Below are 23576 nucleotides of genomic sequence, written 5' to 3' on the forward strand. Positions count from 1 at the left end.
ATAAACTTTCACAAATAAGCTTTCTGAAAAAAAGTTATGCGTTTAAATTTTTATTCGTAGCATTCATTGGCATTCATATACCCTTAATCGGGATTTTATTTTTCGTGCTGTTTTTCAAACATACTATTTCTCCAACCTCGATTTTGGTTTTTTCCATAATAATGACATTATTGGCGACAGGAATAACGCTTTTGTTTTTAAATAAATTAATTCAGCCCATTGCTAGAGCTTCCAAAGCCTTAGCCGATTACAGAAATCACAGAAAATTATCTGTTTTGCCGACAGGATATTCAGATGAAGCCGGGTTGCTGATGTGTAATATTCAGGAATCTATTTATGAAGCGGAGAGTTTTATAAATGAAAAGCAGGATTTAGTTTATATGCTTTCGCATGATTTAAAGAATTTTGCCGGGAATCCGCAGGGTTTGGCCAAACTCATCATAAGCGAAGAGCCATCAGAATCGGTTAAAAGTCTGGCAGAGCTTATCTGTGAATCAACTGATCTTCAATTTAGGTACATCGAAAACTTTATCAAACTTTTAAAAGAACAGGACGAAGTTCTAAAAATAGTTCCGGAAGTTAAAACGATCTTATTTTCAAATATTCTGCCATATATAAAAGAGCAGGTGGAGCAGCTTTTAATCAATAAGAAAATCACACTAAATTTAATGGTGGAATGTGCCGAAGCAAAACTCAAAATTGACGAAGAACTTTTGATTCAGGTTTTGGTAAATCTAATTAGTAACGCAGTTAAGTTTTCTTATTTTGAGAGTGAGATAAAAGTCAGAATCTATTCTGAAGAGTCAAAATTAATTATAACAGTAAAAGATAACGGGATTGGTTTTGATAAATATCAAATAGAGGAGTTGTTTAAAAAGTTTACCAAAATGAGCCGATTCGGAACTGCAAATGAGGATTCAACCGGAATTGGACTTTATTTATGCAAAAAAATCATCGAAAGGAGTAAAGGCAGATTAAGCGCTTCCAGCGATGGAAAAAACAAAGGGGCAGAATTTAAAATAGAATTTGATATTTAAGGTTTCTAAAACTGAGAAAATCTTAGAAACCTTAATATGTATTATACTTACCAAAGCTGATGAACAGCAGGTTTAATAATATCATCGTAAATTTTATTCATGGCTGAAATTTGGTCTGATGTTAATTTGGGAACATCATAAACTGACAGATTCGATATTACATGCTCTTTTTTGGATGCGCCCGGAATAATACAGCTGATCTCGTTAAAGTTCAAAATCCATTGTAACGCAATAGGAGCAAGGTTTTGCGAATTTGGAAAGACGTTTTTCAGTGCTTCTACAGCTTTTAGACCTAATTCGTAATCAATTCCGGAGAAAGTTTCGCCTTTATCAAATGCTTCTCCATTACGATTAAAATTTCTGTGATCCTGATGATCAAAAGTGGTTTTTGAGTCAAATTTACCAGTTAAAAGGCCGCTTGCCAAAGGAACTCTTGCAATAATTCCGATATCTTTTTTCTTCGCTTCCGCGAAAAACAATTCAGATGGACGCTGACGAAATAAATTAAAAATAATCTGCACCGTCGTTACATTCGGGTATTCGATTGCTTTAAGGGCTTCTTCAACCTTTTCGACGCTTACGCCCAGATTGAGAATCTTTCCCTGATCTTTCAACTTTTCAAAAAGTTCAAAAATTTCAGGTCGGTAATACACTTCCGTCGGCGGACAGTGCAGCTGAATCAGATCTAACGTTTCCAGTCCGGTTCTTTTCAGGCTGTCTTCGACAAATTGCTGAAGTGCTTTTGGAGTGTACCCTTCATTTACATGAGGATTTATTTGTCTTCCGCATTTTGTAGCGACATAAATGCGTTCAGAACGCGAACGGACAACTCTTCCAACGGCAGTTTCGCTTAGTCCATTTTCATAAACATCGGCTGTATCAATAAAGTTAACACCATTATCAATTGCGGTGTTTATAAGTTCGTCAGCAGTTTTATCATCGAAACCCGATCCCCATTTTCCTCCAACCTGCCAGGTTCCCAGCGAGATTTCAGATATATTAAAGTTTGTTTTTCCTAGTTTTCTGTAGTTCATTTTTTTCTTTTAAGGTTCAAAGTTTCAGAGGTTCAAAGGGACAAAGGTTTGCGGGATGTTACAAAACTTTGTCCCTTTGAACTTTTATACCTTTGTTGCTTTATCAGTCAAATAAATCCGAAGACAAATAGCGGTCGCCTCTGTCGCAGATAACAGCAACAATTACTCCCGATTCTAATTTTTCGGCGATTTTTAAGGCGACAGCAACAGAGCCGCCACTGCTCATTCCGGCAAAAACACCTTCTTCAAGCGCCAATCTTTTGGTCATTGCACGTGCCTCTTCTTCGCTCACATCTACAACCGTATCTACTTTAGATGCATCAAAAATTTTCGGAAGATATTCCTGTGGCCACTTGCGAATTCCCGGAATCTGAGAACCATCACTTGGCTGTGCGCCCACAATCTGAATATTTGGATTTTTTTCTTTTAAATAAGTAGAAGTCCCTATTATAGTTCCTGTAGTTCCCATTGCAGAAACAAAATGTGTTACAGTTCCGTCGGTATCATTCCATATTTCGGGTCCGGTTGTTTTATAATGCGCTTTCCAGTTGTCGTCGTTCGCAAACTGATTCAGCATTAAGTAACCGCCCTGCGCTACTTTTTTATCAGCGTAATCTCTGGAACCAATAATTCCTTCACTTGCAGGCGTTAAAATAACAGTAGCACCATAAGCGCGCATGGTCTGTGTGCGTTCTTTTGTAGAATCTTCCGGAAGTACCAATTCGATTTCGATACCAAATAACTGTGCAATCATGGCCAGCGCAATTCCGGTATTGCCGCTTGTGGCTTCAATTAATTTATCGCCTTTTTTAATATCGCCTCTCTCCAAAGCTGCGGCAATCATATTGTATGCCGCTCTGTCTTTTACGCTTCCGCCGGGATTATTTCCTTCCAGTTTCAGTAAAAGTTTTACATTTTTATTTGGAACCAAATTGACTGTTTCCATCAAAGGAGTATTGCCAATCAGGTTTAATAATTTCTGTGGACCCATTTTTATTTTATTTCTTTTATTTTGACTTCAGTTGTGGTGGTATTGAGAACAATAGAATTTTGAGGAATAGATTTGGTTACCCAGGCATTTCCTCCAACTATACTGTTTTTTCCAATGGTAGTTTCGCCGCCCAGAATTGTTGCATTGGCATAAATACAAACATTGGCTTCAACCGTTGGATGTCTCTTGGCGTTTTTCATCTCTTTACTAACGCTTAATGCACCAAGCGTAACTCCCTGATAAATTTTTACATGTTTGTGGATAACGGTAGTTTCTCCAATTACTATCCCTGTTGCGTGATCAATAAAAAATGGAGAAGCAATAGTAGCCCCCGCATGAATATCGGTTCCCGTGATTCGGTGTGCATATTCGCTCATCAGACGGGAAAAAAGCAATAAATCTAAATGGTATAATTCATGGCTTAATCTGTAAATTGCAATAGCGTAAAAACCCGGATAACCCAGATATACCTCATCTATACTGTTTGAAGCAGGATCGTTTTCTAATATATATTCTGCGTCCTGATTTAACATCTCTAAGACGCCCGGAAGTTTTTCCAGAAACCTGTCCCAGATCGATTCACAGGAATTTTCAGGCTTTTTACAGGCCAGGACGGCGATTTCCTTAAATCGTATTTCGAGTTCGTCAATGCTCTCATCTAAGGCGGCATTCGAATCAAATAGCGTGTAAAAAAGCTTTTCTGTAAAGTCTTCTGTTTTGGTTTTAATGCCGTAATTTATGTGCGAATGACTCTTTAAAGCCTTTATGTTTTGTATGATAGTGTCTTTTGTCACAATGGTAAAAATGAATGAATAATTTGGAACGTTAAAAGTAAGGCGTTTTTTGGAAATAAAATCACGATTTAACTAAAGATATTTTCTTTGCAATATGAGATTTGTGATAAAAAATGAGTTTTAAACCGTTCCGTTTTATGTAATTCTTAAGAAGTTAATTGCGTAAATTAGCTTCCAAAACCTGTTAAAAATGAAAAGCAATCAAACATTTAAAAGCGCCATTTCCGGACTTGATTTTCACGAAAGTGAGAAAATTTACGGTAAATCTATTCATGATCCCATTTTAGGTTTAATTAAAAACGATTTTCCGGAATTTAAAGACGAAGATTGTATTGCAGTAAATGAATTGAATGTTTATCGCCAGAAATACATTTCAAATTATCTTTCGACTGAAATCGGAGCACTTTCAGCGATGGAACAGAATGTAGTGGCTTCTCTCAAAGAAGATAAATCGATCGTAAGTCTGGTAGAAGATGAGGAAGAAAACCGAAATCTGGGGCAGAGAGTAGCAGATAAAGTGGCAGACTTCGGCGGAAGCTGGACTTTTATTATTTCGTTTGTGGTTTTTATTACGATTTGGATCAGCTCTAACGTTCTCATTTTTGTAAATAAAGGATTTGATCCCTATCCTTTTATTCTTTTAAATTTAATTTTATCCTGCGTAGCCGCACTTCAGGCTCCTGTGATTATGATGAGTCAGAATCGTCAGGAAGAAAAAGACCGCAATCGCGCCAAAAAAGATTATATGATTAACCTGAAAGCAGAATTAGAAATCAGATTGATTCATGATAAAATCGATCATCTTATTATGCATCAGCAGGAAGAATTAATCGAAATTCAGAAAGTTCAAATCGAGATGATGAATGATATTCTGAACCAGATTAAGAAGTAAATGATATAGAATTTCTAATTTTTGATTCTCAAATTTCATAGACTACTAAAATTAAAAATAGATCAGAGCACGGTCAAAAATGTAAATCAAAAATCAGAAATAAAAGTGTTTGAAATAATAACCGCCAATCATAAAAATCAAATTTAAAATTGCCATTCGGGAAATCAGCTTTTTGTAATTTTTAGATTGATCCACAAAATGAAGGCCGATAAAAAGGAAGAGTAAAAGACAGGTAAAAATAGCCGGATACATTTTGAAAGCAGCAAAAAATTCGCCCTGAAAAAGTAAGAATAATGCGCGCTGAAATCCGCAGCCTAAACAGTCGAAACCAAAGAAGGTTTTAAACAAACACGGAATCATGTATTTCTCCAAACTCACGGCAGATCTTTTTTGCAATTTTACTAAAAAAATATGACAAACGTTTGAATGAGTATAGAAGTCCTATTTGAAAGTTTTATACTTTTGAAATCTTAAATAACATATGATGAAAATTTTTAAAATAATAATAATGATTCTTGCGATTTCAGTTGCATTGTATGAACAGGTTTCGGAAGAGAAAAATATCTACATCATGATTATTGCCATTGTAATTTTCATGTTTGGAATGATGCAGTTAAGCGCCAAAACGCCAAGTAAAAATAACGATAAAGAAGAATAGGATGCTGGTAAAAGGAGATAAGGTTTCAGTATTAGATGATGCTATTAACGGGACGGTCATTTCAGTTAAAAACCAAGAAGTTTTAATTGAAACTGAAGACGGATTTATGATGACATTTTTTGTCAATGAGTTAATTAAAATTCAGGAATCCAGTGATTTACTAAAATCTATTAAAAGAATTGATTTAGATGAAGCCTCTAAAGATAAAATGGAACCAAAACCACGAAGTTTTGTCAAAGAAAAGAAGGAAAAGCGTGATGTGGGAGTTCCGGAATTTGATTTACATATTGAAAAACTGGTGCCCAATAAACGCGGAATGTCGAACTATGATATTTTGACTTTACAGACAGAGACGGCAAAGAGACATATCGAATTTGCGATACGAAACCGCATCCCGAAAATCGTTTTTATTCATGGTGTAGGTGAAGGAATTTTAAAAGCCGAACTTGATTTTTTATTAGGCCGATATGACGGAATTGATTTTCAGGATGCCAATTATCAGAAATACGGTCTTGGCGCGACCGAAGTTTATTTTAGACAAAATAATAAATAAAAGGAATTTTTAAAGGTTTAAAAGATTCATTTTTAAGCATAAAAAAACGTCTGTTTTCTATCTGATTTAATATGAAAATCAGTTTTGAAAACAGACGTTTTTTTGTAAGAATTATTTTTTATATCTTCTTTTAAATGGAAAATTTAGTTAGGTACAACCCTTTCGATTTTTCCCAGAACAAAGCTGGTTCCTAATTTGAAATTACTTTTACCTTTTTCTAAAACTACATCTTTAAGCACAATAGTATGGGTGTAAACATTGGCAGTTACAGTTGTCGACACTTGGATAATTCCATTAAGCTGGCCTGTCCAGGTTTGATCTATTGTAGGTCCGGTACCGGAACAAATATTAGCTTCTGTAAATATACCGGTATCTGCTTTTACGGTTTTATAAAATACTTTATTCATTGTTGCAGTAATCTGACTTTGTCGCGGCTGATTGTCAGGAGTGACAGTATTTACAAGCAAAGCAGGATCAATATCATCAATCGAGATATAGAACGCGGCGTTGTAATTATAAACTCTTTTAATATCGCTGCATTCGTAAGCCGTGCCATTCGGATTCGGCTTAAATGTTAAATCTGCGGGTGTTACAGGTATCTTATAACTTCCAAAAACAAGTTTTTCGTTTGTCTGAATGCCTGAAGGCTTTGCAAATGTGATGTTTCTAAAGATTATACTGTGAGTGTAACTAGTGATTCTTGTCCCTCCATCTTTGTTTGAATTTGGTTCTTCATTCTGGGTAGTTTGAATTTCAATTTGTCCATCTGTTCCAATCCATTCTTCTGTTACTCTTGGTGTGCTTGGTGGAATTGTGCCGCAAATATTTGCTGTTGCAACCGTTCCGTCATACGCTCTATAAACTACACGATACTGGCCGCTTCCTTTTGAATCAATATCATAAGTATAAAGTCCGGGATCGTTAACAATTTTACCTTCCGGCATTTGAAGTAAAAGAGCTTCCTGGTCTTTCAGTTTGTAAATTAAAGTATTTGTCAACGGGTCACATGCCTGGGTTGTCTCAATACTTTCAAAATCTATTTCGTCTACAGTTAAATCTCCATCATCACAACCATTCAGCAAAAAAGCGAATAATAAGAGAGCAGTATATTTTTTCATCGTAAAAATTTATTTGGCTTCAAAAATAGTGAAAAAATTGCCAAATGATATTTAAGATTTCACAATTGATATTTCTTAACTTTGCAGAGATGAAAAAAGTATATCTTGATAATGCCTCCACGACTGCAATGCGTCCCGAAGTAATTCTGGAAATGACAAAAGTAATGCAGGAAGATTATGGGAATCCGTCGTCTACACACAGTTTTGGACGAAATGGTAAAACAATTTTAGAACTTTCCAGAAAAAGTATTGCGAAACATTTTAATTGTACTGCCCAGGAAATCATTTTTACTTCCGGCGGTACTGAAGCAGACAACTGGATACTGCGTTCTGCTGTTGAAGATTTAAAAATAGAACGCATTATTACTTCAAAAACAGAACATCATGCGGTTTTGCATACCGTCTTGGCGCTTAAAGAAGAATATAATATTCAGGTCGATTATGTAAAAATAAACCTGGACGGAAGTGTGGATTTAACGCATTTATCAAATTTATTGTCTGATGAAAAAAAGACCTTAGTCAGCTTAATGCACGTTAATAACGAAACCGGAACTATTTTAGATTTAGATCGGGTAGGTGTGATTTGCAGACAGTATAATGCATTATTTCATTCTGATACAGTTCAGTCTGTCGGGAAAACTGAAATCGATCTGCAAAAGACTCCAATTGACTTTATTTTGGCCAGTGCACACAAATTTCACGGTCCAAAAGGAGTCGGATTTGCTTTTGTACGGAAAAATTCAGGTTTACAGCCCTTGCTTTTTGGCGGTGAACAGGAAAAAGGACTCAGAGCAGGAACTGAAGCCGTGCATCAAATTGCCGGAATGGCTAAAGCTTTAGCAATTTCTTATGAAAAACTGGATGAAGAAAGAGCGTACATTACAGATATTAAAAACTATCTTATTGAGCAGTTGGAAATTCATTTTCCTGATTTTAGAATTAACGGGAAAAAAGAGGATTTCTATAATATCATCAATATTACTTTGCCTCTTTCTGCAGATAAAACTTCGATGTTACTTTTTAATCTCGATATGAAAGGAATTGCAGTTTCAAGAGGAAGCGCATGTCAGTCCGGAAGTATAAAACCTTCACATGTTTTAAAAGAAATGCTTTCGGAGACCGATTTAAAATTACCAAATCTCCGAATTTCATTTAGTCATTATAACACAAAAGAAGATATCGACTGGCTGATTGAAAGCCTTAAGGTTGTTTAAGGTTTCGAAATTTGAAGTTCTGTTTGCAATTTGAAACCTGAAACAAAAAAAGCTATTTGCGAATAACTTTTACTTGAGAATCGTTTGTTAGTTTTATAATTGTGGAAGATTTTCCATTGATTCTGTCCTGATGTAATTGGACCACATAATCGACTCCTTTGATAATTTCGGGGCTAATGTCTTTAAAAGACAAGGGTGTTGGCTGTCCGGAAATATTAGCAGATGTAGAAACTAAAGGTTTTTTCATTCTTTCCATCAATTTGAAACAAAATGGTTCTTTTACCAGTCTCACGCCCAAAGATTTATCGGCTGCTATAATATTCGGAGCTACATTTCTGGCGTCATCTAAAATTAAAGTTGTAGGTTTTTCAGATAAGTCCATAATCTGCCAGGCTACTTCAGGAATGTTTTTAAAAACATTGTACATCATTTTTTCCCCATTCATTAAAACAATCATACTTTGGGTTTCTGCTCGCTGCTTTAATTTGTAGATTTTAGCAACAGCTTCGGCATTTGTAGCGTCGCACCCAATTCCCCAAACCGTATCAGTGGGATATAAAATGATTCCGCCTTCTTTAATTACCTCGTAAGCATTGATAACTTCCTGATTGATATTTTCCATTTGAAAAAAAACTTTAATTTTTGCAAAGATACTAATAAACTCTATAAACAAAAAAAGACAGGTGCTGCCTGTCTCGTCTTTTATGGAATAAATTGCCCTTTTTTAGGGGTTAGAATTTTTGAAAATTACATTTTCAACCCAGCCATTTACCGTGTATTTTTTATAAATTGATTCTGGAATTTTTTCATATTCATTTTCGAAAAAAGCTGCCGGTATTACAGGATTATTTTCATCTATAATCAGGATATTATTCGGATTGTAAAAATCGTAGTTTTTAATATCATAATTTGTCGTAATAAGCTTTTTTTCTAATCCCAAACTTTCAAAAATCCTAAAAGTTAAACCAATCTGACCTTCCCGATGAATATCTAATAATACCTTAGAGCGGTCTGTATATTCGTTAACTTCGGATAATGGCATATGCTTGCTGATATAAGTAATACCATCATCTTTTTGTTGATGTTCGTTCTTTTTATCGTAAACTATAAACTTGAAATTTATTTTTTTTGATTTTAATTCGTTAGCTATTCGAATTAAGGCAGAAAGCCTTTTGTCTATTGTGCTAATATTAAATACACCATATTCTTCGGCGGTTTTATCCTTAGAAGCATTATCGGTATATATCCAGTTAGGGGCAAAGTTCATATTAAAGTTGGCGCAATCTTCCTTTTCAAAGGAATACGTTTCATCAAAACTGGGTATAACCCGTTTTATTTTTGGGCAACGGTAAATATTGTCATTAAAAAAGCCAATTGATTTTTTAGTAAACTTTTTAAATTTTAAAATGCTATCCGGATCAATAAAATCTCCTTTAATAGTTAGAATGACATCCTGAAGCTGACTATTTTTTTCTAATTCTTTCAGTATTTCTTTGCCGTGATGCAGTGTTTTGAGATTTTTTTTAAAGAAAGCTTTCAAAATAAAATTATAAATCCTGTGAAAAACAGAAGGATATTTGTACTTATAATCTCTAAAATTAATATGACGTACGTTATGTCCTTGTTTTTTCAGAGCAGACGAAATACATTCGTTCATTCCTAAATTATCTAAGCTTATCAGGGTTATATTCATTATGTATTTCTATGCAATTTAGAGTTTAAATTGTTTTGATAAGAGATTGACTTTTAACTTAAAATAGTGTTGTAGACTTTTAAGTACTCTTCGGCAGCTGTTTTCCAGTTAAAACTTGCAGCTCTTTGTTTAAAAAGTATTTCCTGTTCAGTTTTATTATTTTCAAAGCTGTTTAATCCGTCAAACAATACTGTTTTCATATATTCAGGATCAAAATCAGACCAGTATTTTGCGGCGTTTCCTCCAATTTCCGGCAGTGAAGTTTTATCAGACAAAAATGTTGGTTTTCCAAAACTCATTGCTTCTATAGGCGGCAATCCAAATCCCTCTCTTATTGAAGGAAAAAGAAATGCAGTACAATTTTTCATGAAAAATTGCTTTCCTTCGTCAGATACTTTTCCGGTTAAAAAAACCTGATTTGCTAACCCGTTCTCACTAATTAATTGTTTTATTTTTTCACCGTATTTTTTATCATTATTACCTGAAATTATTAAATTAAAATCTTTTATTAATTTCATCATTTTAATAATAGACTCATAATTTTTCCTTTCTATAAAATCTCCAATAGTATAGAAAAACGGTTTGTCAACAGGAACATTAGGTACATATGAAGAGGTGTCCAGCAATTCTGTAATCGGGTTTCCGTTATGGATCACGTATTCCGGAACATTTGGAACATTAAAATATTGATGGGTTTGTTTTTTTGCAAACTCAGAAATATAGGTAACAGCGGTAGCTTTATTTAATTTTTCTAAAAAAAGTTTATTTCTCTTGTGATTGAGGTCGGAAGATATTTCCTCCGCAAAATTCACATCATGAATCGTAAGTAGATATTTGGTATGCTTATAAGGTTCAACTTTTATGTTTTGGTTTACAGAATGCCATAAATCGTACTTTTTACGAATTCTAAAGAATTTCATTCTGGATAAATTACTGTATTTATTGTAGTCGAACTTCTTTCCAAATTCATTTTCAAGAAGTTTGGTGTCTGTAGCATTTAGTGTTAGTTTTAGAATATTAAATTCTAACTCAGAAAGGCCTTTAATTAATTGATAATTAAAAGTTCCTAAGCCCGTAGCCCTGTTGTTGATATTGTGGGTCTCTAAAAAAACAGTCTTTTGTTGTGACATCCTTTTATTTTTTTTACGAAAATACAATATTAATTTGAAGTGTTAGATTGTATATGTATTTTTGTAGTTAATAAAAATATACTGATGAATTTTAAAGTAAATCCAATTTTCAGGAATAATACAGATGCCATCCTGAACTGTATTAAAGATTTTAATAATACGGGAATTCTTTTTGGAAATGGTGATAGAAATAGAATAAAATTATTCGGACTTGACGAAAAGACAATCAATATCAAGTCGTTTAAAATTCCAAATATTGTCAATAAAATCGCTTACAAATATTTTAGAAAATCAAAAGCCAGACGTTCTTTTGAATATGCTACTATTTTATTGGAAAAAGAAATTGGAACTCCACAACCAATTGCTTTTCTTGAAAATTTCAATTTTACAGGGTTAAAAGACAGTTATTATGTAAGTGAACATTTGATAACTGAATTAACATACCGTGAATTGGTTGAAATTCCGGATTATCCGGATCATGATGTTATTTTAAGACAGTTCTCTAAATTTTGTTTTGATCTTCACGAAAAAGGCGTTGAGTTTTTAGATCATTCACCTGGAAATACTTTAATAAAGAAAGCTGAAGGGAGTAATTACGAATTTTATCTAGTAGATTTAAACAGAATGAATTTTCATAATCAAATGAGTTTTGAACAGAGAATGCATAACTTCAGTCGTTTAACTCCTAAAAAAGAAATGGTTGAAGTAATGAGTAACGAATATTCTAAATTCTACAAAGAAAAAACCGAAACTGAAATTTTTGAAAAAATGTGGCAGGCAACGGTTGATTTTCAGGAAAGTTTTGCCAAAAAGAAAAGGCTAAAAAAGAAGCTTAAATTCTGGAAAAAGTAATTTTAGATTTTATTTTTTTAAGTTCCCGAAAACGCACCGCAACACTTAAGGCATTGAGATAGCAAATTGATAATCCGGCTTTTCCGTCGAGAAAACCTAAGCGAATCAAATACTGATGTAGAAATTGATAAGCCGGTCGTATATAAAAGTGAAATAAATTTGGTTGGGTGTTTTTTGCTAATTCTTCCTGTGCCTTTAGTTTTCCGTAAAAGATCATTTTGTGCTTATAATCTTCAAAAGTAGAGTAAGAGAAATGAATCAGCTTATTTTTTAATTTGGCAGTTTCTCCATTGATCACAAGTTTTTCGTGAACAATCTTTTCATGGTTATAATAAGCATTTTCTTTTTTAAACAGTCGAATAATTTTATCTGTTTGCCAGCCGCTGAATCGTAATCTTTTAGTTGTAAACATAAAGGTGCGATACATATAATAGGCTGAAATGTTATTTTTTTGATTAATAACCTTCGTAATTTCTGATTGAAGATCCTGAGTTAACCGTTCATCAGCATCGATAAATAGAATCCACGAGTTGGAAGCCAGGCTGATGGCGTAATTTCGCTGGGAAGCAAAATTCTCAAAAGTGTGCTGAATAACTTTGACATTTTTAAATGATGAAGCGATCTCAAAAGTCCGGTCTGAACTAAAGGAATCTACGACAATAATCTCATCGGCAAATGATAGATTTTCCAAAACATATTGAATGTTTTGTTCTTCATTGTATGTGATAATTAAAGCTGTTAAAAGTTGTCTTTCTGAAACAATCATCGCAATTAATTAAAGTCGTTTTGTTGTAAAAACAATTTAATTCGGTCTTCAAAAAATTCAGGTAAAAATTTCTCATATAAAGGCAAAGCTTCTTTTTTGAGCATTTTCTCTGTTTTGTTTTCGAATAAAGCAGGGCGGTAATCTTTTAAATGGACAGAAAGATGATGAATTCCGTCTTCAAAAGTTGCCCATATTTTCTTTTCTATCCAGGGTGAAAAAATAATAAATGATGGCTTTTCTAATGCTTTTGCCATATTAATAGCCCCTCCGTCATTACCAATAATAGCATCACATTGGTTAACCAAACCGATAAAAGATCTAAGATCTCCACCCAGTAAATCAAAGTAAATTTTATTCTGAGTAGAAGTTTTACAGCCGTTAAAAACCTTTTTTGCGTCTTCTAATTGTTTCGGAAAATAATTAAAAAGAATGTTGACATCAGCATTATCGGCAACAAAATCGACTACTCTGGACATGAAAGGCAAAGGATAGGTTTTTAATTTCTCACTTCCTAAAAGACTTATCATGATTGTTTTTCTGTCTTTTCTAACATGATGTTTTTCAAAAAGAGCGATTGCATTCTGATTTTCTTCTTCGGAAACAAATAATTTCGGAATAGGATCAGATTTTATATTGAGTTTTAAAGGTTCCAATAATGAAAGTCTTCTTTCTATTGCCAGACCTAAATTGCTTTTAGGAACAGGTTCAAAAGGAACATTGTCTGTATATAAAAAAGTTCTGCCCGGTTTTTTATAAGAGATTTTTCGTTTAGCCTCGCTTAACAAAACTAAAATCCAGCTTTCTAATTTTGAATAGGCGTCAATTAGTAGATCATATTTTTCGTTTCGAATATGGAGGCCTAATTTTAAAAGTTCAATTTTACTCTTTCTATGTTTTTCTTCAAATAATATAACATTGTCAATACTTGTATTTCCTTCCAAAACAGGAGTGGTAGAAGCATACACCAGATAATCTATTTGTGCGTCGGGATAGGCAGTTCTCAGGTTATTACAAATAATGCTGCTAACCAAAACGTCTCCAATCATTTTTTGCTGGATTACAAGTATCTTCATAAAAAAAAAAATAAAATTGTATTAGTTGGGTACAAATTGAAGCAAAAAAAATCCAAATTCCAATCATTTGCAGAAAGGAATTTGGATTTTGAGATATTGATTTTATAATTTCTTAAACCGCAACATCATATTCACGAAGTGCATTATTTAATGAAGTTTTTAAGTCTGTAGATGGTTTGCGTGTTCCAATGATTAACGCACATGGAACCTGAAATTCACCCGCAGCGAATTTTTTAGTATAACTTCCCGGAATAACTACAGAGCGTGCAGGAACGTGGCCTTTCATTTCAACCGGTTCGTCTCCTGTAACATCAATAATTTTTGTAGATGCTGTTAAACACACGTTAGCGCCAAGCACCGCTTCTTTTCCTACGTGAACACCTTCAACAACAATACAACGGGAACCTATAAAGGCACCATCTTCAATAATTACCGGAGAAGCTTGTAATGGTTCTAAAACACCACCAATACCAACACCACCGCTTAAGTGGACATTTTTACCGATTTGAGCACAACTTCCTACAGTAGCCCAGGTATCTACCATAGTTCCTTCGTCTACATAAGCACCAATATTTACATAACTTGGCATCAGGATAACACCGCTCGAAATATATGCACCGTAACGTGCTACAGCATTTGGTACAACACGAATTCCTTTTTCAGCATAACCTCTCTTAAGAAGCATTTTATCGTGATATTCGAAAATACCAGATTCCCATGTTTCCATTTTTTGAATCGGGAAATACATTACAACTGCTTTCTTAACCCATTCGTTAACCTGCCATTTGTCTCCAACTGGTTCGGCAGTACGCAATTTTCCTGCGTCTACCAATTCGATAACTTCTCTAATAGCATCTGTTGTAGCGGTTTCTTGTAATAAAGCTCTGTTTTCCCAAGCTTGTTCGATTATAGTCTGTAAAGAATTCATACGTTTAAATTTTTGGCAAAGATAACGTATTTGCAGAAATGCAAAAAGGCAAATGAGTCTGAAAATGTTACAGGTTTAACTTTTTGTTTCTTATTTGTACAATTCGATAATGATAAGTTAATTGAATATTTACCAGATTACCTCTAAAAGTTTTTTTTATGTCAGAATATGACAAAAGTCAGGCTTTGTGTTTTTTCTTGGAGCTAATTTTGTTCCGTTGAAAAACATTCCAATCAACAAACTAATCATATAAGCAGTAAAATATGAATCAAGAAAATCTACTCCAAAACAGAGTAATTGTAGATAAGGAGGTAACCTGGGATAAAACACAGGTTATTATGAGTAAAACAAACGCATTTGGTATTATTGAATATGCCAATGAAGTTTTTGTAGATGTTTGTGGTTATGAGGACTACGAACTAATGGGTCAGCCGCATAACATTATACGTCATCCGGATATGCCAAAAGTTATTTTTAAAGTACTTTGGGAAAATCTTAAAAACGGTAAAAACTTTCATGCAATTGTAAAAAATCTGGCGAAATCTGGAAGATATTACTGGGTTATAACCGACTTTGAAATTGCACGTGACGAAAACGACGTTATTGTAAATTACTTCGGAAGAAGACAATCTGTTCCGCACGAAGTAATTGCCATGCACATTGAGCCTTTATACAAAAAGCTCCTACAGATTGAAGCGGCAAGCGGAGTTGAATTCAGTGAAAAATACCTGATTGGATTTTTGGAAGAAAAAAAGAGAAGTTATGTTGAATATATCAAGGAGCTAATTTACGAGCACGAGAAATCTCAATCTAAATTTGCTACTTATGTGGAAGAAGAGGATTCGGGAGAAGAAGAGCATAAAGGCTTTTTTGGAAGATTATTTGGAAGATAATTGAAGTTATTTTTTAGGTTTTGAATATTTGGATAGGATCCGTTCTGAGTTTTCAGGGCGGATTTTTTTTATGGTTTGTTAAAAGTCAAAAATCAAAACGGAAAAGTTTATCTTTGTGTTTTAACTTACAGAATTATGGAAGCGATAAGATTAGAATTTCAGCCGGAGATTAAAGAAAAGATCTTAAAATTATTAAGTTCGTTTACTTCTGATGAACTGAAAATTGTACAGGAAAATGATGTTTTTGATCCAAAATCGAATGAGGATAAGAGAAAATTAGAAATTGCATATGCTAAATTAAAAAATGGCGATGAAAAGCTTTACTCAATTGATGAGGCGAATTCAATTTTAGATGATACATTTTCGGAATATGACAATTAAAATTTCTAAAGCATTCTTAGAACTGCTTAAAGAACAGGTTCATTATATATATAAAGATAAGCCTAAAGCAGCATTGAAATTCAGAAAAGATCTGCTAAATAATATTAAAAAAGATTTAAAGCATCCATTTCACTTTAAAAAATCCATATTCTTTGACAACGAATATATTAGAGACTATATTTTTAAAGGTTATGTTTCTGTTTACGAAATAAATTTAGAGGAAAATATTGTTGTGGTTTTCGGTTTTATAAAATATCGAGATTCCCTGTAAGCTTTTAAAATTCAATTTATCTTTAAATAAACATGCCAAGAATCCTTTCCATAGATTACGGACAAAAACGCACCGGAATTGCAATTACAGATGAAATGCAAATAATTGCTTCAGGTCTAACTACAATTGCGACACATACATTAACAGATTTTCTGACAGATTATTTTGCAAAAGAAAAAGTGGAGGCTGTTTTAATAGGGGAACCCAAACAAATGAACGGCGAAGCTTCTGAAAGTGCTGCAGTAATTAATGGATTTGTAAAACATTTTACCAACGTTTTCCCGGAGATGAAAGTCATTCGAATGGATGAACGTTTTACCTCAAAAATGGCATTCCAAACCATGATCGACAGTGGCTTAAGTAAAAAACAGCGTCAAAATAAAGGCCTGATTGATGAAATCTCTGCCACAATTATGCTTCAGGATTATCTTTCTTCAAAAAAATAACGCTGTTCGACGTATTTTTTGTTTATAATTTAATGGTTTTTAGAAAATCCTAACTTTTATCCTGTAAAAATTAGTTTTTTTTTGCAATTAAAAAAGTACCTTTGCACTTTAAATAAAAATACTGTTATGCCTGACGAAACAATACGTTCAAATAGTGATGTAGTACTCATTGGCGCTGGAATAATGAGTGCCACTCTCGGAGTAATTTTGAAAGAATTACAACCAGATATTAAAATTGAAATTTACGAAAGATTGGATGTCGCTGCGGCAGAAAGTTCTGATGCATGGAATAATGCCGGAACGGGACATTCGGCTTTTTGTGAGCTAAATTACACTCCAGAAAAGGCAGACGGAACTATAGATCCTAAAAAAGCAATAAGTATAGCAGAATCTTTTGAGATTTCGCGCCAATTTTGGTCGTACTTAGTGCAGGAGAATAAAGTGCCTTCTCCGGAAAATTTTATTAGAAGCGTTCCTCATATGAGTTTTGTGTGGGGAGACAAAAATGTAGATTATTTAAAAAAGAGATTTGATGCGCTTCAAAGCAATCCGATCTTCTCTGAAATGACTTTCAGCACCGATTTTGAACAGCTTCAAAAATGGATGCCCCTTGTTATGGAAGGACGTAATGCTGATGAAAAATTGGCAGCGACGCATATGGAAATTGGTACCGATGTAAATTTTGGTGCTTTAACAAGAAGTATGTTCAATTACTTAGAAAAGCTGGATGGCGTTTCTTTATACTTCAACCACGAAGTTAAAAAGCTAAGACAACGTGAGGATAAATCCTGGAGAATAAAAATTAAAGATTTATCTACTGGAAATATTCGTAAAGCATATACCAAATTTGTATTTATTGGCGCAGGAGGCGGATCTTTACCGTTATTAGAGAAAGCAAATGTGCCGGAAGGAAAAGGATACGGAGGTTTCCCGGTAAGCGGACAATGGCTAAAATGCACGAATCCGGAAGTGATTGCAAAACATCAGGCAAAAGTTTATGGAAAAGCAAGTGTTGGTGCTCCGCCAATGTCTGTTCCTCATATTGATACCCGCGTAATTGATGGTGAAAAAGCACTTCTTTTTGGTCCGTTTGCAGGATTTTCAACGCGTTTCTTAAAAAACGGATCGTATTTGGATTTGCCTTTATCTATCAAAGCAAACAATTTAATCCCGATGCTGGCCGCCGGTTATCACAATATTCCATTAACAAAGTATTTAATCGAGCAGGTGCGTCAGTCTCCAAAAGACAGAATAAAAGCTTTACGCGAATACCTTCCAACGGCACGTTCTAAAGACTGGGTATTGGAAAAAGCAGGACAACGTGTTCAGGTTATTAAAAAAGACGAAAAAGAAGGTGGGGTTCTGGAGTTTGGAACCGAAGTAATTAATACCCACGACGGAACTCTGGCGGTTTTATTAGGTGCTTCTCCGGGAGCTTCTACTGCAGTTGCAATTATGGTTGATTTGATTAACAGATGTTTTGGAAATCAAATTAAAACACCGGAATGGGAAGCGAAACTAAAGAAAATGATTCCTTCTTATGGTCAGACTTTAAACGACAAGCCGGAACTTTTAGCAGAATTGAGAAAACATACTGCTGAGGTTTTAAAAATTAAATAAATCACTCGTAAGAGATCAGAATAATAAACAAATCCAGATGAATTAATCTGGATTTGTTGCTTTTAAATCGGTTGTATTTTTGAGGATTTTTTCAGAGAGATTACTCATCCAGATCAATTGTTCAATCACCATTTGTGCTTCCTGCATTTTTGCCTGACGCGTCTCTTTATCCAAATCATCATCTTCTGCAAGTCGGGTAAAGTTCTTCCTTTTAAGTTCCTCAAATTGCAGCGTGACATCTTCCTTTTCGAAAAAGGTGTCTTCCAGAATAACTTCATTTCTCAATATCGAAATAGAGTGATCCAGATTCGCCAGAATTGTTTTAATGATATAATTGAAAGATTCTGATGCTGATGTCGTCTGGTGAGATTGTATATAAGTAGAAAGTGATGCCAGGGCAGATAATAAAGAGTGATTCAGAACAACCAGTTTATTAACCAAAGGCATTGTTTTCTGCTTTGATTTTGGTTCCTGCATCATTCTTTGAAAAGAAGTCATCAGATTTCCAATTTCTACAAAGGCATTTTTTCTCGCCAGTCGATAAGAAGTGGGTACTTCACCTTTTTTATTATAAAAATCAGCAATTTCTTTTAAGTAGGTTCTGTTTGCGCGAATAGAATTTTCAATATGAATTGGTGTGTTTATAAACTCCCAGGCCGGCCATAAAAACTGGTTGGCAATAAAAGCAAGAATAGCTCCTGCAAGCGAATCTAAGATGCGGTACTGAATTACTTCGTTGACATCCGGCGTCAGAATTCCGTAGATAAAAACCACATACATCGTTACAAAAGTGGCGCTAATTTTATAATTGATCTGAGTAAATGCAATTCCGATAAGCATGCAAATTATAGAAAGAATGCTTAACGCTAAATGATTCTGGATCACAGAGACAATTCCAAATGCGATAAAACCTCCCAAGACAGTTCCAAAAATCCTGTTATAAGATCTTTCTTTTGTTAATCCATATCCGGGACGCATGATAACAACAATTGTGAGCAAAATCCAGTATACATTTTGAAAAGGAAGAATCTGCCCGAGAAAGAATCCAATTAAAATGGTAATTGTCAAACGTATCGAATGTCTGAAAATCGAAGAGGAATAACTTAGATTTTCTAACAATGTCCGAATCGGATAATATTGTGGCGTTAGGAATTTTTCGAGCTCCTTGTCTTTATCTTTTAATTTATAAGATTGCATAGCTAAAGAAAATGCCCGCTGGATGATTTTAATTTTCCCAACCTGATTTTTAGCATATTTCAGCATATTGGTTAGCATCAAAACCCCTTCCGCCGCTTCTTCTCTTCCTAAAGTTTTTTCATAATCAAAAATGGCAAATTCAAGAGCATCAAGTTCATTCTTCAAATCATGTTTATCGACATATACACTAATATGACGCACATTTTTGGATAATTTTTTTAAAGTCGAAGCCAGTTTGTACGCTACATTTTGGTAGGTTCTCAAAACATCCGGATGTTTGGCAAATTTTTGATGCAGCTTACTGTGATCAAAAGAAGTATAAAGTGCAAGTTCCTGTATCTCAACCAAAGTTATAAAGACCAAAAGCATTTTTCTGTTCTGACTTGTAGTTCCGGATGTATTCTGATTTCCGATGAGCATTTTTCTTAAATCTTCATGAATAAGATTTAATTCGACCTGAACAGCCAGTTGTTTTTCTATAATTGCTTTTCTATCGGCTTCCGGACTCCATAAATCGCCTCTCAGTTTTAAGTATTTTGCGGTTAGTTTTATGCCTTCAGCAATTTGTAATTCTACATATTTATATGGCTGTACGAAATGAAATATAAGCGAAACAATTAGATATAAAATTCCCCCAATAAAAATAAAACCGGAATACTCCACAGCCTGCCAGCGTTCATGAAGATGTCCAAACGAAAGTGAAATTGATAATAAAGCAGAAAAAGAAATTAAGGTTGCACGTTGTCCGTAAACCGAAATCATAGAACACAGAAACAATAAAAACCCTAAAAATATATAAAACAGAAAGGGATACGGATAAACCAGATTGACCAAAAGATTAACGCCCGAAACAATAAAAGAAGCCGCAATTAACCCTTTTATTTTATGACTTAAAGAACTGGGAATATCACTTGGATACGTATAGAATGCTCCTAAGGCGATAGTAAAACCAATTTCAAAATGACCTAAGTAATTTAAAACCAAAACCGGAACAACCGACGAAATTGTAACTTTAGAAGCGTTAAAAAAAGACGTACTATTTATAAATTTTGAAATCTGGTCAATCATAGAAGGCGGTTTATTATCAAAGATAAGAATTGTGTCAGTGATTTTGGCACAATTATAGCTGAGATTTTTACGGACTTCGAAAAAATATGATATAAAACAGTATTAGAATTATTCGTTGACTATTTTTTACTATTTTTGCCAGCTGAAATATCAGAACTTTAATTCTGTTTTTTACAGCATCAAAACATAAATAAAAACAAATGATTTTACCAATTGTAGGATACGGTGATCCTGTTTTAAGAAAAGTAGGTCAGGAAATTAGCCAGGATTATCCAAACCTGAAAGAAACGATCGCAAATATGTACGAGACAATGTACAATGCGTATGGAGTTGGACTTGCAGCACCGCAGGTTGGAATGCCAATTCGTTTGTTTGTTATAGACACAACACCTTTTAGTGATGATGAGGATCTTCCTTCGGATGAGCAAAAAGATTTAAAAGGTTTTAAAAAGACTTTTATCAATGCCAAAATCATTAAAGAAGAGGGAGAAGAGTGGGGATTTAATGAAGGATGTCTGAGTATTCCCGATGTACGCGAGGATGTTTACAGAAAACCAACTGTAACAATCGAATATTGTGAAGAAGATTTTGTAATGAAAACAGAAGTATTCGACGGATTGATAGCAAGAGTTATTCAGCATGAATACGATCATATTGAAGGAATTTTGTTTACAGATAAAATTTCGTCTCTTAAAAAAAGACTGATTCAAAAGAAACTAAAAAATATTACGGAAGGAAAAACGTTTCAGGAATACAGAATGAAATTTTTTGCAGCCAAAAAAGGAAGATAAGTTTTCTAAATAATTAGAAACAAAAAATAAATCAAATTCTTAATACAAATTTTAATAAAATGAATTTAACGAAAATTTTAGCTATTTCAGGAAAACCAGGTTTATACGAACTAAAAGTACAAACACGTACAGGTTTTGTTGCGGAATCATTAATTGATGGGAAGAAGATTACTGTAAATCTAAAAAGCAATGTAAGTTTATTGTCTGAAATTTCGATTTACACTTATGAAGGTGAAAAACCGTTAACCGAAGTAATGCAGCAGATTGCCGTTAAAGAAAACAAAGGACAAGCTATCTCTCATAAAGAAGACAATGCTACTTTAGCAGCTTATTTTAAAGAAATTCTTCCTGATTATGATGAGGAAAGAGTTTATCCTTCAGATATCAAAAAAGTATTAAACTGGTACAATACACTTCAGTCTAAAGGACTGGTTACAGATTTGGCTCCGGCTGTTGAAGAAGCTAAAGAAGAAGTTCCTGCTGCAGAACCAAAAAAAGCACCGGCAGCTAAAAAAGCAAAAGCTAAAAAAGAAGAAGAATAATAATATTATTTTCTTTTAAATATAATAATCCTGTTAAGAATGTTTTCCTGACAGGATTTTTTAATTTTACAGGAATTACGTTTAAAAAATTAAAAACTTCAAAATGAATAGAGGAAATCAGTTAAAGGCGTTTGAGAGATTACTGAATATCATGGATGAACTGCGTGAACAATGTCCCTGGGATAAAAAGCAAACGCTTCAGACACTGAGACATCTAACTATCGAAGAAACCTATGAGTTGGGCGATGCTATTCTGGATAATGATTTAACTGAAGTTAAAAAAGAACTGGGCGATTTATTGCTTCATATTGTTTTTTATGCAAAAATAGGTAGTGAAACCAACGATTTTGATATTGCAGATGTATGCAATGAAATCTGCGAAAAGTTAATTCATCGTCATCCTCATATTTATGGTGATGTGAAAGTGGAAAATGAGGAGGAAGTCAAACAAAATTGGGAAAAGCTAAAACTCAAAGAAGGAAAGAAATCTGTTTTGGAAGGGGTTCCAAGAAGTCTTCCTGCTTTAGTAAAAGCCAGCCGAATTCAGGATAAAGTAAAAGGTGTGGGTTTTGACTGGGAAGAACCTCATCAGGTTTGGGACAAGGTGCAGGAAGAATTACAAGAATTGCAAGAAGAAGTTAAATCTGGTAATCCCGATAAAATTGAGGACGAATTTGGAGATGTTTTGTTTTCGATGATAAATTATGCCCGTTTTTTAAATGTAAATCCCGAGGATGCTTTAGAAAGAACCAATAAAAAATTCATTAAACGATTTCAATACTTGGAAAGTAAAGCAGAGCAGTTAGGTAAACCTTTAATGGATATGACGCTTACAGAGATGGATGTTTTCTGGAATGAGGCAAAAAAGCTTTAATTATCGGCTAATTTTTTTAAAGCGCGAACGTCTTTCAGTAAAATCTTTTTTCCAACTAATTCAATTAAACCTAATTTATTAAAATCAGATAATAAACGAATACAACTTTCTGTAGCTGTGCCAATAATACCGGCTAACTCTTCGCGGGTTAGCTGTATTTTTAATGTCTTATCTGTGTCTTCTCCAAAAGCTTCATACAGATGCAGTAAAGTTTCGGCCAGTCTTTGCTTAACAGTTTTTTGAACCAAAGCAATTTTCTCATTTTCAGATTCTTTCAAATCCTCGCACACAGACTGCATCATGTTTAAAGAGAACTGATTATTGGTATTAAAAAAATTGATAATTTCGGTTTTAGGAATAAAACAAACTTCCATGTCAGCGATGGCTTTGGCACTCAAATTTGCCGGCTCATTACTAATCATAGAACGTTGGCCAAGAAGTTCGCCAGATCTTACCAATTTTACAATTTGATCTTTACCATTTGCGCTTAGTTTAGAAAGTTTTCCAACGCCGTCCTTTACGCAAAAAACGCCATTAGTTACCTCGCCTTCCTCAAAAATGGCTTCTCCTTTTTTAATTTTGTAAGTAGTTTTACTGCCAGCCAATTTTATAACCTCTTCTTTGTTAAGAGCTTTTAAAGAACTTAGCTGGCGCACAATGCATTGATCACATTTACTCATGACAATATTTGTTTGTGCAAAATTACATATATTTAAGGGTATAAAATATCATTATAGGGTAAATTATTCATAAAAAGATA

27 protein-coding genes are annotated in these 23576 nt (G+C 34.0%); 14 read left to right on the forward strand and 13 right to left on the reverse strand.

Annotated elements, in window-relative coordinates; genetic code table 11:
- The first annotated feature begins 161 nt into the window (after positions 1-161).
- Positions 162-1037 (forward strand): sensor histidine kinase, encoded by an 876-nt coding sequence (locus ABEB31_RS11070; protein WP_347051715.1) that lies wholly within the window; start codon positions 162-164, stop codon positions 1035-1037.
- 47 nt (positions 1038-1084) lie between these two features.
- Here ABEB31_RS11070 and ABEB31_RS11075 read toward each other — a convergent pair whose 3' ends face one another.
- From ABEB31_RS11075 to epsC, 3 genes are all read right to left on the reverse strand, one after another.
- Positions 1085-2071 (reverse strand): aldo/keto reductase, encoded by a 987-nt coding sequence (locus tag ABEB31_RS11075; protein ID WP_347051717.1) that lies wholly within the window; start codon positions 2069-2071, stop codon positions 1085-1087.
- A 103-nt stretch (positions 2072-2174) separates the two neighbouring features.
- Positions 2175-3062: a cysteine synthase CysM gene (gene cysM, locus ABEB31_RS11080; RefSeq protein WP_347051718.1), complete on the reverse strand. Its 888-nt coding sequence runs from the start codon at positions 3060-3062 to the stop codon at positions 2175-2177.
- Positions 3063-3064: 2 nt separating this feature from the next.
- On the reverse strand, positions 3065-3856 hold the full coding sequence (gene epsC, locus ABEB31_RS11085; protein ID WP_347051719.1) for a serine O-acetyltransferase EpsC: 792 nt from the start codon (positions 3854-3856) through the stop codon (positions 3065-3067).
- A gap of 190 nt (positions 3857-4046) precedes the next feature.
- On the opposite strand from epsC, the gene ABEB31_RS11090 reads away from it, so the two are divergent.
- Positions 4047-4748 (forward strand): DUF1003 domain-containing protein, encoded by a 702-nt coding sequence (locus ABEB31_RS11090; protein ID WP_347051720.1) that lies wholly within the window; start codon positions 4047-4049, stop codon positions 4746-4748.
- 93 nt (positions 4749-4841) lie between these two features.
- Here ABEB31_RS11090 and ABEB31_RS11095 read toward each other — a convergent pair whose 3' ends face one another.
- On the reverse strand, positions 4842-5108 hold the full coding sequence (locus tag ABEB31_RS11095; RefSeq protein WP_347052239.1) for a DUF2752 domain-containing protein: 267 nt from the start codon (positions 5106-5108) through the stop codon (positions 4842-4844).
- Between the two features lie 148 nt (positions 5109-5256).
- Between ABEB31_RS11095 and ABEB31_RS11100 the strand changes: the two genes are divergently transcribed.
- Complete coding sequence (locus ABEB31_RS11100) at positions 5257-5406, forward strand: hypothetical protein (RefSeq protein ID WP_347052246.1); 150 nt, start codon at positions 5257-5259, stop codon at positions 5404-5406.
- A 1-nt stretch (position 5407) separates the two neighbouring features.
- A complete protein-coding gene (locus ABEB31_RS11105) occupies positions 5408-5959 on the forward strand; it encodes a Smr/MutS family protein (RefSeq protein WP_347051722.1) in 552 nt (183 codons plus the stop codon).
- A gap of 143 nt (positions 5960-6102) precedes the next feature.
- On the opposite strand, the gene ABEB31_RS11110 is transcribed toward ABEB31_RS11105, so the two are convergent.
- Positions 6103-7077 carry a hypothetical protein gene (locus ABEB31_RS11110; protein WP_347051723.1) on the reverse strand — a complete coding sequence of 325 codons (975 nt, stop codon included), beginning with the start codon at positions 7075-7077 and terminating at the stop codon, positions 6103-6105.
- Positions 7078-7166: 89 nt separating this feature from the next.
- Here ABEB31_RS11110 and ABEB31_RS11115 point away from each other — a divergent pair, with 89 nt between their 5' ends.
- Positions 7167-8291 (forward strand): cysteine desulfurase family protein, encoded by a 1125-nt coding sequence (locus ABEB31_RS11115; protein ID WP_347051724.1) that lies wholly within the window; start codon positions 7167-7169, stop codon positions 8289-8291.
- Positions 8292-8343: 52 nt separating this feature from the next.
- Here ABEB31_RS11115 and ABEB31_RS11120 read toward each other — a convergent pair whose 3' ends face one another.
- The 3 genes from ABEB31_RS11120 to ABEB31_RS11130 all read right to left on the reverse strand — a co-directional run bounded on the left by ABEB31_RS11120 (position 8344) and on the right by ABEB31_RS11130 (position 11114).
- The gene (locus ABEB31_RS11120) at positions 8344-8913 is read right to left on the reverse strand and encodes an L-threonylcarbamoyladenylate synthase (RefSeq protein WP_347051725.1); all 570 of its coding nucleotides are present in this window, start codon (positions 8911-8913) and stop codon (positions 8344-8346) included.
- A gap of 102 nt (positions 8914-9015) precedes the next feature.
- Positions 9016-9984, reverse strand: coding sequence for a WaaS/CpsH family glycosyltransferase (locus ABEB31_RS11125; RefSeq protein ID WP_347051726.1), 969 nt, complete (start codon positions 9982-9984; stop codon positions 9016-9018).
- Positions 9985-10037: 53 nt separating this feature from the next.
- The gene (locus ABEB31_RS11130) at positions 10038-11114 is read right to left on the reverse strand and encodes a glycosyltransferase family 4 protein (protein ID WP_347051727.1); all 1077 of its coding nucleotides are present in this window, start codon (positions 11112-11114) and stop codon (positions 10038-10040) included.
- Between the two features lie 84 nt (positions 11115-11198).
- Between ABEB31_RS11130 and ABEB31_RS11135 the strand changes: the two genes are divergently transcribed.
- The gene (locus tag ABEB31_RS11135) at positions 11199-11966 is read left to right on the forward strand and encodes a Kdo domain containing protein (protein ID WP_347051729.1); all 768 of its coding nucleotides are present in this window, start codon (positions 11199-11201) and stop codon (positions 11964-11966) included.
- Here the strand turns inward: ABEB31_RS11135 and ABEB31_RS11140 are convergent.
- The 3 genes from ABEB31_RS11140 to ABEB31_RS11150 all read right to left on the reverse strand — a co-directional run bounded on the left by ABEB31_RS11140 (position 11947) and on the right by ABEB31_RS11150 (position 14733).
- Positions 11947-12732, reverse strand: coding sequence for a glycosyltransferase family 2 protein (locus ABEB31_RS11140; protein WP_347051730.1), 786 nt, complete (start codon positions 12730-12732; stop codon positions 11947-11949). The two genes, ABEB31_RS11135 and ABEB31_RS11140, sit on opposite strands and share 20 nt — an antisense overlap.
- Before the next feature lie 5 nt (positions 12733-12737).
- A complete protein-coding gene (locus ABEB31_RS11145) occupies positions 12738-13805 on the reverse strand; it encodes a glycosyltransferase family 9 protein (RefSeq protein ID WP_347051732.1) in 1068 nt (355 codons plus the stop codon).
- Positions 13806-13917: 112 nt separating this feature from the next.
- Positions 13918-14733, reverse strand: coding sequence for a 2,3,4,5-tetrahydropyridine-2,6-dicarboxylate N-succinyltransferase (locus ABEB31_RS11150; RefSeq protein WP_347051733.1), 816 nt, complete (start codon positions 14731-14733; stop codon positions 13918-13920).
- 263 nt (positions 14734-14996) lie between these two features.
- Here ABEB31_RS11150 and ABEB31_RS11155 point away from each other — a divergent pair, with 263 nt between their 5' ends.
- The 5 genes from ABEB31_RS11155 (at position 14997) to ABEB31_RS11175 (ending at position 18344) form a co-directional block, all read left to right on the forward strand.
- Positions 14997-15626, forward strand: coding sequence for a PAS domain-containing protein (locus ABEB31_RS11155; RefSeq protein ID WP_347051735.1), 630 nt, complete (start codon positions 14997-14999; stop codon positions 15624-15626).
- 135 nt (positions 15627-15761) lie between these two features.
- Positions 15762-16007, forward strand: coding sequence for a hypothetical protein (locus ABEB31_RS11160; RefSeq protein ID WP_347051736.1), 246 nt, complete (start codon positions 15762-15764; stop codon positions 16005-16007).
- Positions 15997-16278 (forward strand): type II toxin-antitoxin system RelE/ParE family toxin, encoded by a 282-nt coding sequence (locus tag ABEB31_RS11165; protein ID WP_347051738.1) that lies wholly within the window; start codon positions 15997-15999, stop codon positions 16276-16278. The genes ABEB31_RS11160 and ABEB31_RS11165 overlap by 11 nt, the downstream gene beginning before the upstream one ends.
- Before the next feature lie 32 nt (positions 16279-16310).
- Entirely contained in the window at positions 16311-16724 is a 414-nt protein-coding gene (gene ruvX / locus ABEB31_RS11170; protein WP_347051739.1) for a Holliday junction resolvase RuvX, read from the forward strand.
- A 126-nt stretch (positions 16725-16850) separates the two neighbouring features.
- Entirely contained in the window at positions 16851-18344 is a 1494-nt protein-coding gene (locus tag ABEB31_RS11175; RefSeq protein ID WP_347051740.1) for a malate:quinone oxidoreductase, read from the forward strand.
- Positions 18345-18386: 42 nt separating this feature from the next.
- Here ABEB31_RS11175 and ABEB31_RS11180 read toward each other — a convergent pair whose 3' ends face one another.
- Positions 18387-20609: an FUSC family protein gene (locus ABEB31_RS11180; RefSeq protein ID WP_347051741.1), complete on the reverse strand. Its 2223-nt coding sequence runs from the start codon at positions 20607-20609 to the stop codon at positions 18387-18389.
- Positions 20610-20809: 200 nt separating this feature from the next.
- Between ABEB31_RS11180 and def the strand changes: the two genes are divergently transcribed.
- The 3 genes from def to mazG all read left to right on the forward strand — a co-directional run bounded on the left by def (position 20810) and on the right by mazG (position 22816).
- On the forward strand, positions 20810-21400 hold the full coding sequence (gene def, locus ABEB31_RS11185; RefSeq protein ID WP_347051742.1) for a peptide deformylase: 591 nt from the start codon (positions 20810-20812) through the stop codon (positions 21398-21400).
- Between the two features lie 59 nt (positions 21401-21459).
- Entirely contained in the window at positions 21460-21942 is a 483-nt protein-coding gene (locus ABEB31_RS11190; RefSeq protein ID WP_347051744.1) for a DUF5606 family protein, read from the forward strand.
- Positions 21943-22045: 103 nt separating this feature from the next.
- Complete coding sequence (gene mazG, locus ABEB31_RS11195; RefSeq protein ID WP_347051745.1) at positions 22046-22816, forward strand: nucleoside triphosphate pyrophosphohydrolase; 771 nt, start codon at positions 22046-22048, stop codon at positions 22814-22816.
- Here mazG and ABEB31_RS11200 read toward each other — a convergent pair.
- Entirely contained in the window at positions 22813-23496 is a 684-nt protein-coding gene (locus ABEB31_RS11200) for a Crp/Fnr family transcriptional regulator (protein WP_347051747.1), read from the reverse strand. The two genes, mazG and ABEB31_RS11200, sit on opposite strands and share 4 nt — an antisense overlap.
- Between the last annotated feature and the right edge of the window lie 80 nt (positions 23497-23576).

It is taken from the genome of Flavobacterium olei, from assembly GCF_039749035.1.
In the GTDB taxonomy this organism is placed as follows: Bacteria; Bacteroidota; Bacteroidia; order Flavobacteriales; family Flavobacteriaceae; genus Flavobacterium; species Flavobacterium olei.

Coding starts and splice junctions, on each gene's coding strand:
- ABEB31_RS11165 (WP_347051738.1), top strand. CDS start 15,997: ATGACAATTAAAATTTCTAAAGCATTCTTAGAACTGCTTAAAGAACAG.
- ABEB31_RS11075 (WP_347051717.1), bottom strand. CDS start 2,071: ATGAACTACAGAAAACTAGGAAAAACAAACTTTAATATATCTGAAATC.
- ABEB31_RS11155 (WP_347051735.1), top strand. CDS start 14,997: ATGAATCAAGAAAATCTACTCCAAAACAGAGTAATTGTAGATAAGGAG.
- ABEB31_RS11090 (WP_347051720.1), top strand. CDS start 4,047: ATGAAAAGCAATCAAACATTTAAAAGCGCCATTTCCGGACTTGATTTT.
- ABEB31_RS11160 (WP_347051736.1), top strand. CDS start 15,762: ATGGAAGCGATAAGATTAGAATTTCAGCCGGAGATTAAAGAAAAGATC.
- ABEB31_RS11145 (WP_347051732.1), bottom strand. CDS start 13,805: ATGAAGATACTTGTAATCCAGCAAAAAATGATTGGAGACGTTTTGGTT.
- ABEB31_RS11200 (WP_347051747.1), bottom strand. CDS start 23,496: ATGAGTAAATGTGATCAATGCATTGTGCGCCAGCTAAGTTCTTTAAAA.
- ABEB31_RS11095 (WP_347052239.1), bottom strand. CDS start 5,108: ATGATTCCGTGTTTGTTTAAAACCTTCTTTGGTTTCGACTGTTTAGGC.
- ABEB31_RS11125 (WP_347051726.1), bottom strand. CDS start 9,984: ATGAATATAACCCTGATAAGCTTAGATAATTTAGGAATGAACGAATGT.
- def (WP_347051742.1), top strand. CDS start 20,810: ATGATTTTACCAATTGTAGGATACGGTGATCCTGTTTTAAGAAAAGTA.
- ruvX (WP_347051739.1), top strand. CDS start 16,311: ATGCCAAGAATCCTTTCCATAGATTACGGACAAAAACGCACCGGAATT.
- ABEB31_RS11100 (WP_347052246.1), top strand. CDS start 5,257: ATGATTCTTGCGATTTCAGTTGCATTGTATGAACAGGTTTCGGAAGAG.
- cysM (WP_347051718.1), bottom strand. CDS start 3,062: ATGGGTCCACAGAAATTATTAAACCTGATTGGCAATACTCCTTTGATG.
- ABEB31_RS11190 (WP_347051744.1), top strand. CDS start 21,460: ATGAATTTAACGAAAATTTTAGCTATTTCAGGAAAACCAGGTTTATAC.
- ABEB31_RS11140 (WP_347051730.1), bottom strand. CDS start 12,732: ATGATTGTTTCAGAAAGACAACTTTTAACAGCTTTAATTATCACATAC.
- mazG (WP_347051745.1), top strand. CDS start 22,046: ATGAATAGAGGAAATCAGTTAAAGGCGTTTGAGAGATTACTGAATATC.
- ABEB31_RS11110 (WP_347051723.1), bottom strand. CDS start 7,077: ATGAAAAAATATACTGCTCTCTTATTATTCGCTTTTTTGCTGAATGGT.
- ABEB31_RS11115 (WP_347051724.1), top strand. CDS start 7,167: ATGAAAAAAGTATATCTTGATAATGCCTCCACGACTGCAATGCGTCCC.
- ABEB31_RS11180 (WP_347051741.1), bottom strand. CDS start 20,609: ATGATTGACCAGATTTCAAAATTTATAAATAGTACGTCTTTTTTTAAC.
- ABEB31_RS11130 (WP_347051727.1), bottom strand. CDS start 11,114: ATGTCACAACAAAAGACTGTTTTTTTAGAGACCCACAATATCAACAAC.
- ABEB31_RS11175 (WP_347051740.1), top strand. CDS start 16,851: ATGCCTGACGAAACAATACGTTCAAATAGTGATGTAGTACTCATTGGC.
- ABEB31_RS11105 (WP_347051722.1), top strand. CDS start 5,408: ATGCTGGTAAAAGGAGATAAGGTTTCAGTATTAGATGATGCTATTAAC.
- ABEB31_RS11120 (WP_347051725.1), bottom strand. CDS start 8,913: ATGGAAAATATCAATCAGGAAGTTATCAATGCTTACGAGGTAATTAAA.
- ABEB31_RS11070 (WP_347051715.1), top strand. CDS start 162: ATGACATTATTGGCGACAGGAATAACGCTTTTGTTTTTAAATAAATTA.
- ABEB31_RS11150 (WP_347051733.1), bottom strand. CDS start 14,733: ATGAATTCTTTACAGACTATAATCGAACAAGCTTGGGAAAACAGAGCT.
- ABEB31_RS11135 (WP_347051729.1), top strand. CDS start 11,199: ATGAATTTTAAAGTAAATCCAATTTTCAGGAATAATACAGATGCCATC.